18 protein-coding genes are annotated in these 14,563 nt (G+C 71.6%); 11 read left to right on the forward strand and 7 right to left on the reverse strand.

The genetic code is table 11. The features are described 5' to 3' along the window. Window positions 1–3: 3 nt before the first annotated feature. The 3 genes from EG812_RS14155 to EG812_RS14165 all read right to left on the reverse strand — a co-directional run bounded on the left by EG812_RS14155 (window position 4) and on the right by EG812_RS14165 (window position 2,236). Window positions 4–705, reverse strand: a complete 702-nt coding sequence (locus EG812_RS14155; RefSeq protein WP_233579484.1) for a GNAT family N-acetyltransferase — start codon at window positions 703–705, stop codon at window positions 4–6. 98 nt (window positions 706–803) lie between these two features. After that, window positions 804–1,646 carry an SDR family NAD(P)-dependent oxidoreductase gene (locus EG812_RS14160; protein WP_013731420.1) on the reverse strand — a complete coding sequence of 281 codons (843 nt, stop codon included), beginning with the start codon at window positions 1,644–1,646 and terminating at the stop codon, window positions 804–806. Window positions 1,647–1,717: 71 nt separating this feature from the next. After that, window positions 1,718–2,236 carry a DUF4190 domain-containing protein gene (locus EG812_RS14165; protein ID WP_126711801.1) on the reverse strand — a complete coding sequence of 173 codons (519 nt, stop codon included), beginning with the start codon at window positions 2,234–2,236 and terminating at the stop codon, window positions 1,718–1,720. A gap of 118 nt (window positions 2,237–2,354) precedes the next feature. On the opposite strand from EG812_RS14165, the gene EG812_RS14170 reads away from it, so the two are divergent. Beyond that, on the forward strand, window positions 2,355–3,260 hold the full coding sequence (locus EG812_RS14170; RefSeq protein WP_043719603.1) for an SDR family NAD(P)-dependent oxidoreductase: 906 nt from the start codon (window positions 2,355–2,357) through the stop codon (window positions 3,258–3,260). A gap of 6 nt (window positions 3,261–3,266) precedes the next feature. Here EG812_RS14170 and EG812_RS14175 read toward each other — a convergent pair whose 3' ends face one another. The 4 genes from EG812_RS14175 to trxA all read right to left on the reverse strand — a co-directional run bounded on the left by EG812_RS14175 (window position 3,267) and on the right by trxA (window position 5,923). Further along, on the reverse strand, window positions 3,267–3,776 hold the full coding sequence (locus EG812_RS14175) for a DUF4190 domain-containing protein (protein WP_081476015.1): 510 nt from the start codon (window positions 3,774–3,776) through the stop codon (window positions 3,267–3,269). Window positions 3,777–3,874: 98 nt separating this feature from the next. Beyond that, the gene (locus EG812_RS14180) at window positions 3,875–4,282 is read right to left on the reverse strand and encodes a CoA-binding protein (protein WP_126711802.1); all 408 of its coding nucleotides are present in this window, start codon (window positions 4,280–4,282) and stop codon (window positions 3,875–3,877) included. A 119-nt stretch (window positions 4,283–4,401) separates the two neighbouring features. Continuing rightward, on the reverse strand, window positions 4,402–5,445 hold the full coding sequence (locus EG812_RS14185) for an Rv2578c family radical SAM protein (RefSeq protein WP_013731425.1): 1,044 nt from the start codon (window positions 5,443–5,445) through the stop codon (window positions 4,402–4,404). A gap of 115 nt (window positions 5,446–5,560) precedes the next feature. Next, window positions 5,561–5,923, reverse strand: a complete 363-nt coding sequence (gene trxA / locus EG812_RS14190) for a thioredoxin (RefSeq protein ID WP_013731426.1) — start codon at window positions 5,921–5,923, stop codon at window positions 5,561–5,563. A gap of 785 nt (window positions 5,924–6,708) precedes the next feature. On the opposite strand from trxA, the gene EG812_RS14195 reads away from it, so the two are divergent. The 10 genes from EG812_RS14195 to EG812_RS14235 all read left to right on the forward strand — a co-directional run bounded on the left by EG812_RS14195 (window position 6,709) and on the right by EG812_RS14235 (window position 14,544). Further along, entirely contained in the window at window positions 6,709–7,221 is a 513-nt protein-coding gene (locus tag EG812_RS14195) for a hypothetical protein (protein WP_013731427.1), read from the forward strand. Between the two features lie 50 nt (window positions 7,222–7,271). Then, entirely contained in the window at window positions 7,272–7,895 is a 624-nt protein-coding gene (locus tag EG812_RS14200; RefSeq protein ID WP_013731428.1) for a TrmH family RNA methyltransferase, read from the forward strand. 100 nt (window positions 7,896–7,995) lie between these two features. Next, a complete protein-coding gene (locus EG812_RS14205; protein ID WP_332416467.1) occupies window positions 7,996–8,676 on the forward strand; it encodes a DUF6758 family protein in 681 nt (226 codons plus the stop codon). A 116-nt stretch (window positions 8,677–8,792) separates the two neighbouring features. Then, on the forward strand, window positions 8,793–8,951 hold the full coding sequence (locus EG812_RS29300; protein ID WP_007455302.1) for a hypothetical protein: 159 nt from the start codon (window positions 8,793–8,795) through the stop codon (window positions 8,949–8,951). 6 nt (window positions 8,952–8,957) lie between these two features. Next, entirely contained in the window at window positions 8,958–9,845 is an 888-nt protein-coding gene (locus EG812_RS14210; RefSeq protein ID WP_013731430.1) for a PH domain-containing protein, read from the forward strand. Between the two features lie 103 nt (window positions 9,846–9,948). Then, on the forward strand, window positions 9,949–10,761 hold the full coding sequence (locus EG812_RS14215; protein WP_126711803.1) for a SigE family RNA polymerase sigma factor: 813 nt from the start codon (window positions 9,949–9,951) through the stop codon (window positions 10,759–10,761). A 50-nt stretch (window positions 10,762–10,811) separates the two neighbouring features. Further along, window positions 10,812–12,026 carry a hypothetical protein gene (locus tag EG812_RS14220; protein WP_126711804.1) on the forward strand — a complete coding sequence of 405 codons (1,215 nt, stop codon included), beginning with the start codon at window positions 10,812–10,814 and terminating at the stop codon, window positions 12,024–12,026. A gap of 18 nt (window positions 12,027–12,044) precedes the next feature. After that, on the forward strand, window positions 12,045–12,905 hold the full coding sequence (locus EG812_RS14225) for a PHP domain-containing protein (protein ID WP_126711805.1): 861 nt from the start codon (window positions 12,045–12,047) through the stop codon (window positions 12,903–12,905). Between the two features lie 33 nt (window positions 12,906–12,938). Next, window positions 12,939–13,553 (forward strand): MarC family protein, encoded by a 615-nt coding sequence (locus tag EG812_RS14230; protein ID WP_013731434.1) that lies wholly within the window; start codon window positions 12,939–12,941, stop codon window positions 13,551–13,553. Between the two features lie 148 nt (window positions 13,554–13,701). Continuing rightward, window positions 13,702–14,544, forward strand: coding sequence for a RecB family exonuclease (locus tag EG812_RS14235; protein WP_086011314.1), 843 nt, complete (start codon window positions 13,702–13,704; stop codon window positions 14,542–14,544). Window positions 14,545–14,563: the final 19 nt, after the last annotated feature.

The raw sequence follows: 14,563 nt of genomic DNA on the forward strand, positions 1-14,563 counted from the left end.
GGTTCAGACCTCGTCGACCTCCAGCACCCGGGTCTGCGGCGCGGCGTCGCCCAACTCGGCCCTCAGCGCGAGCCGCTGCGGGTCGGCCAGGAACGCCGTGTAACCGGCCCGGGTATCGAACCGGATCACGTGCACCTCGGTGCGCCCGTCGCCGGTGCGCAGCCGCCGTTCCACCCGGCCACCGTGTCGATTCAGCAGGGCGAGCACGTGATCCTCGTACCGTTGCCCGGCCTCGACCGCTGTGCCGGCCAGTTCCACAAGCGCGACCAGGCGTACGGCGTCGGCGGACTCGGTGACCAGCGACTTCCAGAACTGGTGGTCGACGTGGCCGCCCGGGATGCCCTCCCGTCGCCCGGTGTCGAGGTAACCGTGCCGTCGGTAGAAATCCGGGGCCTGGAACGAGAACGAGGCGACCGAGAGCTGGGTGCAACCGCGCCGTCGGGCCTCCTGCTCGGCTGCCGCCAGCAGCCGCGCACCCAGGCCTTCGCCCCGGCGGTCCTCGCGGACCCACACCATGTCGATCCCGGCGCAGCCGCCCCAGGTCCACCCGGTCAGCCCGGCCACCAGTTCGCCGTCGGACCCGGTGACCCGGACGGAGAGCCCCGCCTCGTCGTCGGCACCGGTCGCCCGCCGGTTGTACGCGGTCAACTCCGCGTCCAGCCGCTCGGTCAGCTTCTCGTCGTTGTCGAGTACTTCGATACTCACGTCCCCCGTGGTCACCACGGGCGGAGTATTCCAACGTCCCGCCATTCCCGCGACCCCGTCGGCGGCAACCCGGCTGTCCCCGCCCGGCGCGGCAGTGCTCAGGCGGGCAGGCCAACCGCGGCGGCGCTGGCCGTCCAGAGCCGGGCGGCGAGCTGCGGGTCGGCCGCCTTGCGCAGCGGTCGGCGGGGCCGGCAGTCGAAGTAGTAGCCGCCGTCGCGCAGGCGGGACCGGTCCTGGTTGGCCAGCCACACCAGGGTCTGCGCGCCCTTGCCCGGGCTGCGCAGCGGAAGCAGGCGCATGCCCACGGCGACCAACCGGCTCTCGTTGCCGAACCTGGTCCGCACCACGCCGGGATGGAAGCAGTACGAGCCGATTTGCGGCCACCGCCGGGCCGCCTCCGCGGTGAACAGGATGTTCGCCTGCTTGCTGGTGCCGTACGCGGTCAGCGGGCGGTATCGGCGCAGCGGGGCGTTGAGATCGTCCGGATCGAGTACGCCACTGCGATGGGCACCGGAGGCGGTCACCACCATCCGGCGGACCCGGTCGGCCAGCAGGTTGGTGAGCAGGAACGGGGCCAGATGGTTGGCCTGGACGGACAGTTCGAAGCCGTCGACGGTGGTGACCGGAGCGAGCACGATCGCGCCGGCGTTGTTGGCCAGCACGTCGATCCGGTCGTACGCGGCACGCAACTGCTCGGCCAACTGTCGGACGTCGTCGAGCACGGCGAAGTCCGCGCGGAACACCGCAGGGCGTTCGCCGGAGGACTCGCGTACCTCGTCGGCGGCGGTGCGTAGCCGGGACGGATCGCGGCCGACCAGCACCACCTGGTCGCCGCGGCGCGCCAGCTCGACGGCGGCGGCCAGCCCGATGCCGGCACTGGCCCCGGTGACCACCACCAGCCGACGGTCGGTGTCCCGCAGAGATCCATTCACGCCGGTCACCGGATGAGATTACCGTGACGCCCGCGGGTCGGGGCCCGCCTCGACCTTGCCGCCCGGCGGGCCCGCGCCTACTAGACCGTGGACGAACTGGAGATCGCGAAGATGATCAGGACCACGTAGACGGCGATCGCCAGCACGAGGAGAGCGGTGAGGATCCAGCCGACGATGATGGCGGCCTTCGCCATGCCCTCGCCGCCCTCGCCCCGCTCACGGATCTGGCGCATGGCGACGTGCCCCATGATCGCGCCGATCGGCGCGGTGATGCACGAGCCGATGCCGATCAGGGAGAGCACCAGGGCGACGATGGCCAACGAGTTCGTCGGCTGCGGCGGTGGATAGCCGTACCCCGGCTGCGGATAGCCGTATCCGGGCTGGGGCGGGTAACCGGCCGGCGGGTACGGCGCGGGAGCCGCCGGCGTGCCGAGGTCGAATTTCATGCCACCGTACGGGTCGGCGGGTTGGTAGGGGTCGTACCCGGCGGGCTGGGACGGTACGGGCGGCGGACTCGTCGGCAGAGTGGGGTCGACCGGCGGACTGGAGGGCTGGCCGGCCGAGGGGTCGGGCCAGCCGCCGGACGCGGGCTGTGTCATCGGCTCACTTCCATCGCAGTATCGGGCAGTCAGCGTAGCCACCCCCGGCGAGGACTCGCCGGACAGTGTCCCCGGGTGCCGCGTTGCCCGAGGCGGTGCCGCAGGGCAGGATCTCGGCATGGGGATTGACGCGCGAGCGGCGGACCGGTCCGGCAGCAGGCCGCGGCGGGACAACAGCCGACCAGGTGTGGTCCGACGGACCCGCGCCGCCGTGACGGCCGGCATGGAGGGAACCGACGCACCAGCCGTGCTGCCCGAGCCGGTGACCATGCGGCTGGACGGCAAGGTGGCCCTGGTCACCGGTGCCGGCAGCCCCGACGGCATCGGGTACGCCACCGCCCGGCGGCTGACCGACCTGGGTGCCCGGGTGGCCATCGTCTCCACCACCCGGCGCATCCACGACCGGGCCGGTGAGCTCGGGGTGACCGGATTCGTCGCCGACCTCACCGACGAGTCGGAGGTCGGTGCGTTGGCCGACGCCGTGGCCGAGCAGCTCGGTGACGTGGAGGTCCTGGTCAACAACGCGGGGTTGGCCAGCCGCGCCTCCCCCGAGGTGCTGCGCCCGGTCTCCCAGCTCAGCTACGAGGAGTGGCAGGGCGAGATCGACCGCAATCTCACCACCGCCTTCCTGTGCAGCCGGGCCTTCATCGGCGGGATGGCCGAGCGGGGCTGGGGCCGGATCGTGAATCTGGCCGCGACCGCCGGGCCGGTCAACGCGCTGCCCACCGAGGCGGCGTACGCGGCCGCCAAGGCGGGTGTGGTGGGGCTTACCCGGGCGCTGGCGATGGAGATGATCGCCGACGGGGTGACGGTGAACGCGGTGGCACCGGGCACCATCCACACCGCAGCGTCGACGATGGCCGAGATCAAGCAGGGTCTGGGCACACCGGTGGGACGACCCGGTACGCCGGACGAGGTGGCCGCCGCGATCACCTTCCTCTGCTCGCCGGCGGCGTCGTACATCACCGGGCAGATGCTGGTGGTGGATGGCGGCAACTCTGTGCGCGAGGCCGAGTTCCGCTGAGTCGGGTCAGGTGTACTGACTGTCCGAGCCGGCCCAGAGCGCCAGCGCCAACCAGCCGCAGCAGGCCAGCAGGTAGAGACCGGTGAAGACGTAGCTGAGGATCAGTCCCCAGTTGGCCAGTTGCTCGCCCTGCTCACCGCTGGTGCGTAGCTGCCGCTTGGCCAGATGGCCGAGGACGATGCCGGCGGGCGCGAAGACGAACGCGAAGACCAGCGACAGGATGGCGAGCACGTTGGTGCCCCCACCGCCCCCCGGCGGCGACGGTGGGCCGTACTGCCCGTACGGCACCTGCGGGGTGTACGGGGGTTGCTGTCCCCACTGCTGGCCGTGCGGCGGCTGGCCCGGCTGCTCGTACGACGGCTGCCCGTACGCCGGTTGACCCGGGTACGGCTCGCCGGGCTGCCCGTGCTGCGGCTGCCCGGTCTCGCCGGGTGGCCCGTGCTGCGGCTGCCCGTACGGTGACGGCGGCGGCTCGTACGGCGATGGCGGCTGATCCGGCTCTGGCGGTTGACTCACGCTGATCTCCTCCGTCCGCCACTCGCTGCCGGTAGCCGTCGGATGACGCTCCCAGTCGGGACGCTACCTGCACCGGAGGTGTTTCACAGCGGTTCGGTTCAGCCCAGCCGGGTCAGGCCCGCCACCGCCCGCTCGACGGCGATGCAGCGGTTCTCGACGTAGTCGATCCCGGCCTGCTCCGCGATCTGGCGGGCCTGCGGGGAGACGATGTCCAGCTGCAACCAGACTGCCGGGGCACCGATCGCCACCGCCTGCCGGACCACCTCCACGGCGTCCTCCGCCGGCCGGAACACGTTCACCAGGTCGACCGGGTGCGGAATGTCGGCGAGCGTGCGGTACGCCGGCTCGCCGAACAGTTCGTCGGCGAACGGGTTGACCGGAATGATCCGCCAGCCCTGCCGTTGCATCGCCGCCGGCACGCTGTGGGCCGTCTTGTCCGGGTCACGGGAGGCACCGACGACGGCGATCACGGCGGATTCGGCGAGGATCTGGCTGGGGGAGCGCACATGCCGACTGTAGTCGCACCGGCGGATGCGGTCGGCCGCCTGGCGGTGTGACGTCTGCGCGGTGTGACGTCTGCGCGGTGGGGTGCCTGGGCTGGTCGAACGTCTGGGCGGACGCCTCGCTAGAGCAGGCTGAGCTGTTCGGGTGCCGGGGCCGGGGCGGCCGGCACCTGGCGGTGCTCGCTCCGGTCGGGCCGGTACAGGCCGTGTCGCCGGGCGGCGACGCGTACCCGGGCGGTCAACTCCCGCTGGTAGGGCTGCGGCGCGTAGGCGCCGGACCGGTACAGCTCCCGGTAGCGGGGGACCAGGTGGGGATGTTCCCGAGCGAGCCACTGCGCGTACCACTCGCGGGCGCCCGGTCGCAGGTGCAGCGGCAGCGGCGTCACGCTGGCCGCCCCGGCGGCGGCGATCGCCGCGACGGTGGACTCGATGGACTCGTCGTCGTCGCTGAGGCCGGGCAGGATCGGCGCCATCAGCACCCCGACCTCGAAGCCGGCGTCGGTGAACTGGCGTACGGCGTCGAGCCGTCGCTGGGGACTCGGGGTGCCCGGCTCGACCGAGCGCCACAGTCGCTCGTCGACGAAGCCCACCGAGAACGACACCCCGACCCGGGTCGCCTGCGCCGCCTGCCGGAGCAGCGGCAGGTCACGCACGATCAGAGTGCCCTTGGTCAGGATCGAGAACGGGTTGGCGAAGTCGCGCAGCGCCTCGATGATCGACGGCATCAGCCGGTATCGCCCCTCGGCCCGCTGGTAGCAGTCGACGTTGGTGCCCATCGCCACGTGCGCGCCACGCCATCGCGGTGCGGCCAACTCGCGGCGCAGCAGCTCACCCGCGTTGACCTTGACGATCACCTGCCGATCGAAGTCCGCTCCCGCGTCGAAATCCAGATATGTGTGGGTCTTCCTGGCGAAGCAGTACAAACACGCGTGGCTGCAACCCCGGTACGGATTGACAGTCCACTCGAACGGAACGCGGGAGGTGCCCGGGACCTTGTTCAGGATCGATCTGGCGTGCACCTCGTAGAAGGTCATGCCGGCGAAACCCGGGGTGTCGAAGGTGCGGACGACGGCGCCGGGCAGCGCCAGCGGCAGGGGTGGAGTCGCTGGCGCTGCCCGTCCGGGGACTCCCTCGACCGGGGGAGCGGTGAGGTTCTCCCAGCGCATGGCCATCATTCGAACACACGTACGACCGGGCTGCAAGTGGCGCGCCGGTCGGCGGCCGGAGATGGCGGTGGCCGGGGCTGTTGAGCCCCGGCCACCGCTCATGCGGCCTGCGCGGTCAGTGGTTGTGCTCGGCGAGCTTCTTGCGGACGTCGTCCATGTCCAGCGCCCGGACCTGATCGATCAGGTTCTCCAGCGCCGACTCGGGCAGCGCGCCCGGCTGGGCGAAGACGATCACGCCGTCGCGGATCGCCATGATCGTGGGGATGGAGCGGATGTCGAACTTGGCCGCGATCTCCTGCTGCGCCTCGGTGTCGACCTTGCCGAAGGTGATGTCGGAGTGCTTTTCGGACGAGCGCTCGAACACCGGAGCGAACCGCTTGCAGGGGCCACACCAGTCGGCCCAGAAGTCGACCAGGACGATGCCATCGCTCTCGGTTACCTGGTCGAAGTTAGCGGTGGTCAGCTCGACGGTTGCCATCTGAATCTCTCCGATCACGCGGAACAGCTACGTCTGGTGGAACTTCGCGCCACCCTGTCGCATTCCCGTCGGAGCATCCCCGAAACCGGGCCGCGGGCGGCAGGGCTGCGGCTTTAGCACACATCGATCATCTTCGGTTTGCGTCGGCGCTACCGGCGCGCAAATGCATGTCGCATTTGCGTGACGGCCGGTGATGGGAGCGTTTCCAATTAGGACCGGCTTCAATCATGCTACGGAACAGTAACTTGGGCGTTGACGGGCACCTATGCGACCTGCAGAGATCGCCTGGAAGGGGAGGTTTGGTGACGCAGGGTAATGTAACAAAAATATAAATGTGACCTCGGTCTCTGTGCAGTCGGATGGGCGTACGGCAGAATCTTGAGCCATCAGAGCGTGGGCGGCGGGTGCCGGGGAGGGCCCCGCCGCTCATTGCGTCCGGCCCCGGTTGATGGCCTTCTTCGCCGCGGCGGACCAGTTGCCGCAAGCCTGTTGGCGGCCACCGGGCCCGGATGCCTTCTCCTCCGATTCACCTGCCGCGCTTGGTCTCGTCCAGCGGCACCGGGCGGTTTCGCCACCCGCGCAGATTCCCGGTTGACCGCCCCTGACCAGCGACGCGCCGCATATGCTGACGCCGGAGGTCGCGCCATGAGCGAGCGCAGCGAGCGGATCAGCAGACGCGGCGCCGGGGTGCCTCGGATCGGCGGCAGACGCGGCGGAGAGCCGGCGGATCGTGGGTCCAGCGCGGCGCTGCCGCCGGGCGGCACGACGCAATGCGGAGTACGGGCATGAGCCGACCGGCCCCAGGCGGGCCGCCGCAGGCCGACCACCCGAACGTGTCCCCCGCCGCCACGGGCTACTCCGCCACCGAGTGGGATCTGATCACCGGTCTACCCGGCCGGGTGATCGCGGTCGCCACCCAACCTGGGCCCGGGCGGCCGTACCCGGGCGTGGCGGCCGGGCTCGCCGGCCTGGAGGCGGTGGCGGCTGGACGCGCCTTCGACAGCGACCTGGTCCGTGCCGTGGTGGCCGCGATCTACACCCGTCACGAAGAGGCGACCGCACCGCAACCGCAACCGCGACCCGCCGACCTGGTGGACGTGCTCGCGGCCTGCCGGGCGGTCGTCCGGATCCTCGACCGTCGGGCCGACCGCGCCGACTCGGCGGCCTACCGGCAGTGGGTGCAGTCGGTGGCGGCCCGGGTGTGCCGCGCCGGGTCCGCCGTACCGCCGGACGGCACGCTGGCTCCGGTCGATCGTCGACTCCTGGACCGGATCGGTGGTGCCCTCGCACTTCGCTGACCTCGTGTGCCCGTCGGTGCCGGTCGGCACGGGGCGTACCCTGCCTGACCGTGACCGATGAGCAGTACGAGGTCGGCGTGGGTCCCTGGCCGGGGGATCCGCCGGACGACCCCCGCTACGACCCGCAGCTGCTCGCCGAGGGCGACCGGCGCAACGTGGTCGACCGCTACCGCTACTGGCGGCGCGAGGCGGTGGTCGCCGATCTCGATCTGCGTCGGCACGACTTCCACGTGGCGATCGAGAACTGGCAGCACGACATGAACATCGGCACGGTGGTGCGCAACGCCAACGCCTTCCTCGCCGCCGAGGTGCACATCGTGGGCCGGCGGCGGTGGAACCGGCGAGGCGCCATGGTGACCGATCGCTATCAACACGTACGCCATCACGAGTCGATCGACGACTTCGTCGCCTGGGCGGGGCAGCACGACCTGCCGCTGGTCGGGATCGACAACCTGCCCGGCTCTCGTCCGCTGGAGAGCAGCACGTTGCCGCGCCGGTGCGTCCTGCTGTTCGGTCAGGAGGGACCGGGCCTGTCGGACGCGGCCCGTGCCGCCTGCGACCAACTCTTCTCCATCGCCCAGTACGGCTCCACCCGCTCCATCAACGCCGGCGTGGCGAGCGGGATCGCCATGCACGCGTGGATCCGAGCCCACGCCGGCCCGCCACCGGACTGACCGGCGCGCCGCGCCGGGTGGCGACATCGCAACCGGCAATGGCGCCGCTCCGCTTGACGGCGGGCGGCAGGCGGGTGACGGTGGAGACGTGACTGTTGCGGTGAGTTGCCCGAGATGCGGTGGGTCGGTGCGGCCGCCGGACCTGATGCACGCGGAGTCGCGTTGCCCCGACTGCGGCCCGGTGGCTCCGCTGCACGTACCCGAGAACATCGGTGCCGAGATCGTGGCGAGCGTGGTCGACCGGATCCAGGCCGCGCAGCCAGGGCAACCGGCGGTGCCGCTCTGGTGCCCGTGGCCGTTGCCGCCGGGCTGGACCACCACCGGCGTGGCATGGGCCGGTGACGACCGGCTCGGCGTACGGGCCACCGCAGTCGCCTGCGCCGGGCCGGAACCGCTCGGCGGTGGGCCCGCCGACCTGGTGTTCGTGGCCGAGGAGCCGGGGGTGGGGTTGGGTGCCCGCTACGCCGGTGTGCCGGGTCCCGATGCGGGCCCGGAACTCGCCGAGGCGTTGACCGAGCCCGGTCCCGGGCATCCGGGCCATGTCGGACGCGCCGGCATCAAGGTGGCCGGTCACCCTACTCCACTGTGGTTGATCAATTCCCTGACGGATCGAAGCGCGTACGCCGGCGAGGCTCGGGGATTGTGGCTGTATGCGATAGCCTGGCCCGCGAGCGCGGGACATCTGCTTGCCGAGGACGTGGTGTTGCACGACCTGGTGGAGTGGATGCCAACCGAGCTCGTGTACGGCGCACCGTCTCCTTACCTGCACGGGAAGGCTTGACAAGCCCCCCGGAATGTCGGAGAACGGACGCAGATATTCACGGTAAGACACCACGCTGATACTCTGGGTGCCGCTGCGGTAATGGGACCCGGCGCCGCGCGAGAGGATGGCCCGCCATGGTCAAGAAGGTCCTCACCTGGGCCGGAATCGCATTCTTGATCTTCTTTGTCGCCTACCGGCCAAATTCTGCTGCGGACGTGTTCAAGTCGCTCGGTGGCGGCATCATGGACATCGCACAGGGCTTCGGCGACTTCTTCACCAGCCTGGTCGCCTAGCCGCCGATGGGAAGCCCCTCCGGCCCGCCCTTCGACCCCGACGATCCCGATCGGGCTCGTCGGGAACAGGACACCGAGCCGATTCCCCGGATCGACCCCGATGACGGTCCGGGTCGCGGCCCCGGTTCACGCCCCGACCCCTACTCCTCCGACGGTCCGTTCTTCTCGGACGACGCCGGCTACGGCCCAGGCCCCGACTACGTCGACGACGACCGGTCGGGGCGGGCCTGGGTAAGGGACCCGGAGGCGGGCTACCAGCCGCCTCAGATCTCCGAGGACGAACTGGCAGGGCTGCGCGCCGACGCCAGTGGCATGACCCCACGCCGGGTCCTGCCACTGGAAGACGAGCCCAGCTCGCTGGTCGCCCGCTACCTCTTCCCCACCGAGCGCTACCGGGGCGAGTGGAAGCGGCACTGGGTCCACCTCGCCACGCCGATCGTCGTCGGTGTCGCCGCGACCTTCGTGCTCGGCTACCTCTCCGGCTTCCTCGCCGGGCAGGACGTCGGGGCCCTCACCACGGTCGCCGTGCTGCTCTGGTTCGCGGTGATGGGTTGGGTGGCCTGGAAGGTCGCCGACTGGTGGTACGACCGGTTCATCCTGACCAACAAACGGGTCATGGTGGTCAACGGCATCATCACCCGCAAGGTGGCCATGATGCCGCTGACCCGCGTCACCGATATGAAGTACGAGCAGTCGCCGGCCGGTCGCGCGCTCAACTACGGCACGTTCGTGCTGGAGTCGGCCGGTCAGGAGCAGGCGCTGCGCGAGGTCAAGAACCTGCCCAACCCCAATGAGCTCTATCTCCGCGTGGTCGAGGAGATGTACGAGCCGCAGGCGGTCGAGGCGCGGTTGGGCAAGGAGCAGGACGAGGCCAAGGCTGACGATGGTGCCTGACGGTTCCTGACCGAAAATCGGAGCCAATGCGCATCTTCCGCCCTCGACCTGCTGGTCCGGCCGTGGCAGGCTGCCCGCAGAGCCCGGTACGGGGAGGTGGCGCGTGGCCAGCAGTGATCCGCTGGAGGACGAGTTCCGTGACTTCGTCACCGCCCGTTCCAGCGCCCTGCTGCGGACCGCGTACCTGCTGACCGGAGACTGGGGCACCGCGGAGGACCTGTTACAGACCGCGCTGACCAAGACGTACCTGGCCTGGAAGCGCCTCGGCGGCATCGAGGCGATCGAGCCGTACGCCCGGCGTGTGATGGTCAACACGTCGACGAGTTGGTGGCGGCGTCGCTGGCACGGCGAGCGACCCACCGAGGTGCTGCCTGAACGGCCCGGCGTCGACGAGATCGAGCAGCAACTGGACCGGGACGTGCTCTGGCGGCACCTGCGGGCGCTGCCCGCCCGCCAGCGTGCCGTCCTGGTGCTGCGCTTCTACGAGGACCTGTCGGAGTCGCAGATCGCCGCCCTGCTCAACATCTCGACGGGCACGGTCAAGAGCCAGACCTCCCGTGCGCTGGCCACCCTGCGCCGCCGGATCGGCGCGGACGAAGCCTTCGCGCTGCCCGGCGCGGCCTCGTCGAGCGTGGACCCGCCCCGGCGGGCCGGCACCGCGACGCGGACCGGCCAGCCGCTTCCGACCCGGCAGACCCGTCCCGACACCTCGGTGCCCGCGACCCCGGCACCGGCGACTCCGACCGGTGTCCCGGAAGCGGCCGGTCAGCCCGACCCGGCGATGGCCGCGCACCGGCAGGACCGGTCCGAGGTCGCGCCGGACATGGCAGCGCAGCGGACGGCCGTCGAAGGGTCCGCGCAGGCCCCGGCCGCCGTCGCGAAGCCGGACAGTGCCCTGGCGGGGGAACGGCGGTGAACGCCGTTCCCCGAGATCGTGACAACCCGAGCGGGGCTCCGGATCGTCAAATGAACGTGGAGCAGGACGGGCTGGAACGGGCCGTCCGGGAGGAGTTGTCCCGGCGGGCCGCGATGCCGCACGCGACCGTCCCCGATCCGGCGGACGCCGTGATCCGGCGAGCGAAGCGGATCCAGCGTCGCCGCGCCGTGACCGGAATGAGCTTCGCCGCAGTGGCGATGGTCATGGTCAGTGCCGGCGCGACGCAGCTCGGTCAGGAGCCCCCACCGAACGGCACCAGGGTGGTGATCGGCGAGCGTGAGCAGCCGCCCGAGGTGACCTGGACGCCGACCGTCCCGGCACCCAGCCCGGCCAATGGCACCCCGCTCGCCGAGGTCGACCTCGTGCTGGGCGAGGCGATCGCCACCGCGCAGGGCCGCCGAGTGAGTATTGCCGGTGTCGGCCGGATCGAGCGGGCCCACCGCCTCGCCGACGGTCGCGGCTGGCTGGTCGTCAGCGCGCCGGGACTGGCCGGCCGTTTCCTCTGGGCGGTGTCGCCCACCGGTGCGGTGCAGGTGCTGCTCGCCGGTGCCGACGAGATCGTCGTGGACGCGGAAGGCCACCAGGTCGCCTGGAAGCAGGGTTCGGTGCTGGCCAGCGCGCGGATCATCAACGGCGAGTTGTCCCCCGCCGCCCGCGCCGAGGTGCCGGCCGAGGCGATGCCGCTGCGGATCGTCGAGGGTGCCGTGCTGGTACGGCTGGCACCCGACCGCCCGGGGCATGCGCTGTGGCGCCTGCATCCCGGGGTGTTCGAACCGGGCACCGACCGGTCGACCAGTCGCATCTTCGGTGCCCTGCCCGACGGCCGGCTGGTCGGCGAGGTCGTCACCGGCACGGCGACCTGCCTGACTTTGCTCGACCCGGCTGGCGGCCTCGCCCCGACCGGCCCGGAATGTGGGCCGAGACTGGACGGGGACGGGCTGGGTTCGGTGTCGCCGGACGGGCGTTGGCTGCTGGCCAACGGACGCTCCGACGACGGGGACAAGGCGCTGTTGGTGGACCTGGCCCGGCTGGACCGGTCCGTCAAGCCCGTGGTCGCCGGCCCGGCGATCAGCGGCGCCGTGGCGTGGAGTACCCCGAGCACCGCCTACTACCACGCCGACACCGTCGACCGCCTGGCCCGGGTGGACGTCGATCGGGCGACCAAGGGTGCCTCCCCGACCCTGATCGCCCTCACCGGCTGGCCCCCCGACCAGCCGCCCGTGGTGGTCAGCCACGGCGGCTGAAGCCGGTAGCCTCGGGCGATGCTGCCCCGGATCGACCTGCACACCCACTCCACCGCCAGCGACGGCACGCTCAGCCCGCCGCAGCTGGTTCGTGCCGCCGCCGAGGCGGGGCTCGATGTCGTGGCCATCACCGACCACGACACCACCGCCGGATGGGAGCCGGCGCTGCAGGCTCTGCCGGGCGGGCTGCGTTTGGTCCGAGGCGCCGAGCTGTCCTGCCGCTGGAACGGTGTCGAGCCGTCGCTGCCGCTGCACCTGTTGGCGTACCTCTTCGATCCGGACGCGCCGGAACTGGTCGCGGAACTGGCCCGGGTGCGTGCGGCCCGGCTGCAGCGAGGGGAGCGCATCGTGGCCCTGCTGCGGGCCGACGGCATCGACGTCAGCTGGCCGGAGATCCTGGCCGGGGCGGGTGGCGGGACGGTCGGCCGGCCGCACATCGCGCAGGCGCTGATCCGGGCCGGCCTGGTCGCCACCACCACCGAGGCGTTCGGCCCCGACTGGTTGGGGGAGCGGTACCGGCTGCCCAAGGAGGACATCGATGTCTTCCAGGCCGTCCGGCTGATCCGGGCGGCCGGCGGCGTGCCGGTCTTCGCCCACCCGAGGGCCACCCGGCGTGGCCGGATCGTGCCGGACGAGCTGATCGCCGAGCTGGCGGCGGCGGGTCTGGCCGGCCTGGAAGCCGATCACGAGGACCATTCGCCCGCCGAGCGGGAGCACGTGCGTGGCCTCGCCGCCGACCTGGGTCTGCTGGTGACGGGCTCGTCGGACTTCCACGGCACGCACAAGACGGTTCAGCTGGGGGCGTTCACCACCGCCCCCGAGGCGTACGAACGGATTGTCGCCGAGTCGTCCGGTGTGGTCGAGGTCGCGTCCGGCTGATCTCGGTTCCGGCCGCACCGCTACGGTGACCAGGTGGATCTCAAGCTCTTCGGCGAGGTCTTCGTGACCCTGCTGGTCATCGTCGACCCGCCGGGCATGATGCCGATCTTCCTCGCCCTGACCAGCCCGCTGGCGGCGCGGGAGCGCAACCGGGCCGCCTGGCAGGCGGTCGCGCTCGCCCTCGGCGTGATCGTGGTCTTCGCGGTCGCGGGGCAGACCCTGCTCGCGTACCTGCACGTCGACCTGCCGGCGTTGCAGGCGGCGGGCGGACTGCTGCTGGTGCTGGTCGCGCTGGAGCTGCTGACCGGCAAGACCGACGATCCGACCAAGCAGGCCACCTCCAACATCGCCCTGGTGCCACTGGGTACGCCGCTGCTGGCCGGCCCCGGCGCGATCGTGGCCACCATGCTCTTCGTCCAGCAGGCCGACGTGGCGGCGGACTACGTGGCCATCGCCACCGCCATCGTCGCGGTGATGCTTACCGTCTGGATCGTGCTGCGCTTCTCCGGCGGCATCGTCAAGGTGCTGCGGCCCGGCGGCATCGAGGTGCTCACCCGCATCGCCGGCCTGTTGCTGGCGGCGATCGCCGTGCAGCTCATCGCGGACGCGATCTTCGCGTTCGTGGCGGACTTCACCGCCACGCGCTGACCGGTCGGGCGCAGTGTCGGGGGTGGATGGCAGGATCGCAGACGTGCGACGACCCTCCCCGACCGGACGACCCGCCGGACGACCCGCCGCCGGTGGGCGTACGCCCCGGCCGCGCGACGCGCAGCCGGAGCAGCTCGGCTTCGACGGCATGCCGGAGCGGCTGTTCGTCTGCACCCCGAGCAAGCTCGGCGCGTACGCGGACTGCCCCCGTCGTTACCGCTACACGTACGTCGACCGGCCCGCCCCGCCGAAGGGCCCGCCGTGGGCGCACAACTCCCTCGGCGCCAGCGTGCACACCGCCCTGAAGAACTGGTACGCGCTGCCCACCGACCGTCGCCGCCCCGAGGTGCTGCCCACCCTGCTCAAGGGCACCTGGGTGCGCGACGGCTACCGTGACGACGAGCAGGAACGCGAGGTCTACCGCCGGGCCCTGGGCTGGCTGGAGGCGTACGTCGACGGGCTCGACCCGGCCGACGAGCCGGTAGGCGTGGAGCGGGTGGTGGCGGTCAAGACCGGGGTGCTGGCCTTCAACGGCCGCGCCGACCGGATCGACGGGCGGGCCGGCAGCGACGGTCCCGAACTGGTCATCGTCGACTACAAGACCGGCCGCACCGGGCTGGACTCCGATGACGCGCGAGGCTCGCAGGCGTTGGCCCTCTACGCGTACGCGGCCGAGCGGGTCTTCCGCCGGCCGTGCCGACGGGTCGAGCTGCACCATCTGCCCAGCGGCACCGTCGCGGCGCACGACCACACCGTCGAGTCGCTGGCCCGGCAGGTGTCCCGGGCGGAGGAGACCGCCCGCGACATCATGGCCGCCGAGCGGACCGTCGCCGACGGCGGCGACCCGGACGAGGCCTTCCCCACCACACCGGGCCCGCGCTGCGCCTGGTGCGACTACCGCCGCACCTGCCCCGCGGGCGCGACGGTGCCGGGCAAGGAACCGTGGGCCGCGGTCGACCGCCCCGCCGCACCCCCCACCGAGCAGGACTGAGCCGTCCGGAGGCTGCTCA

The sequence above is a fragment of the Verrucosispora sp. FIM060022 genome (genome assembly GCF_003977705.1).
Classification (GTDB): domain Bacteria; phylum Actinomycetota; class Actinomycetes; order Mycobacteriales; family Micromonosporaceae; genus Micromonospora; species Micromonospora gifhornensis.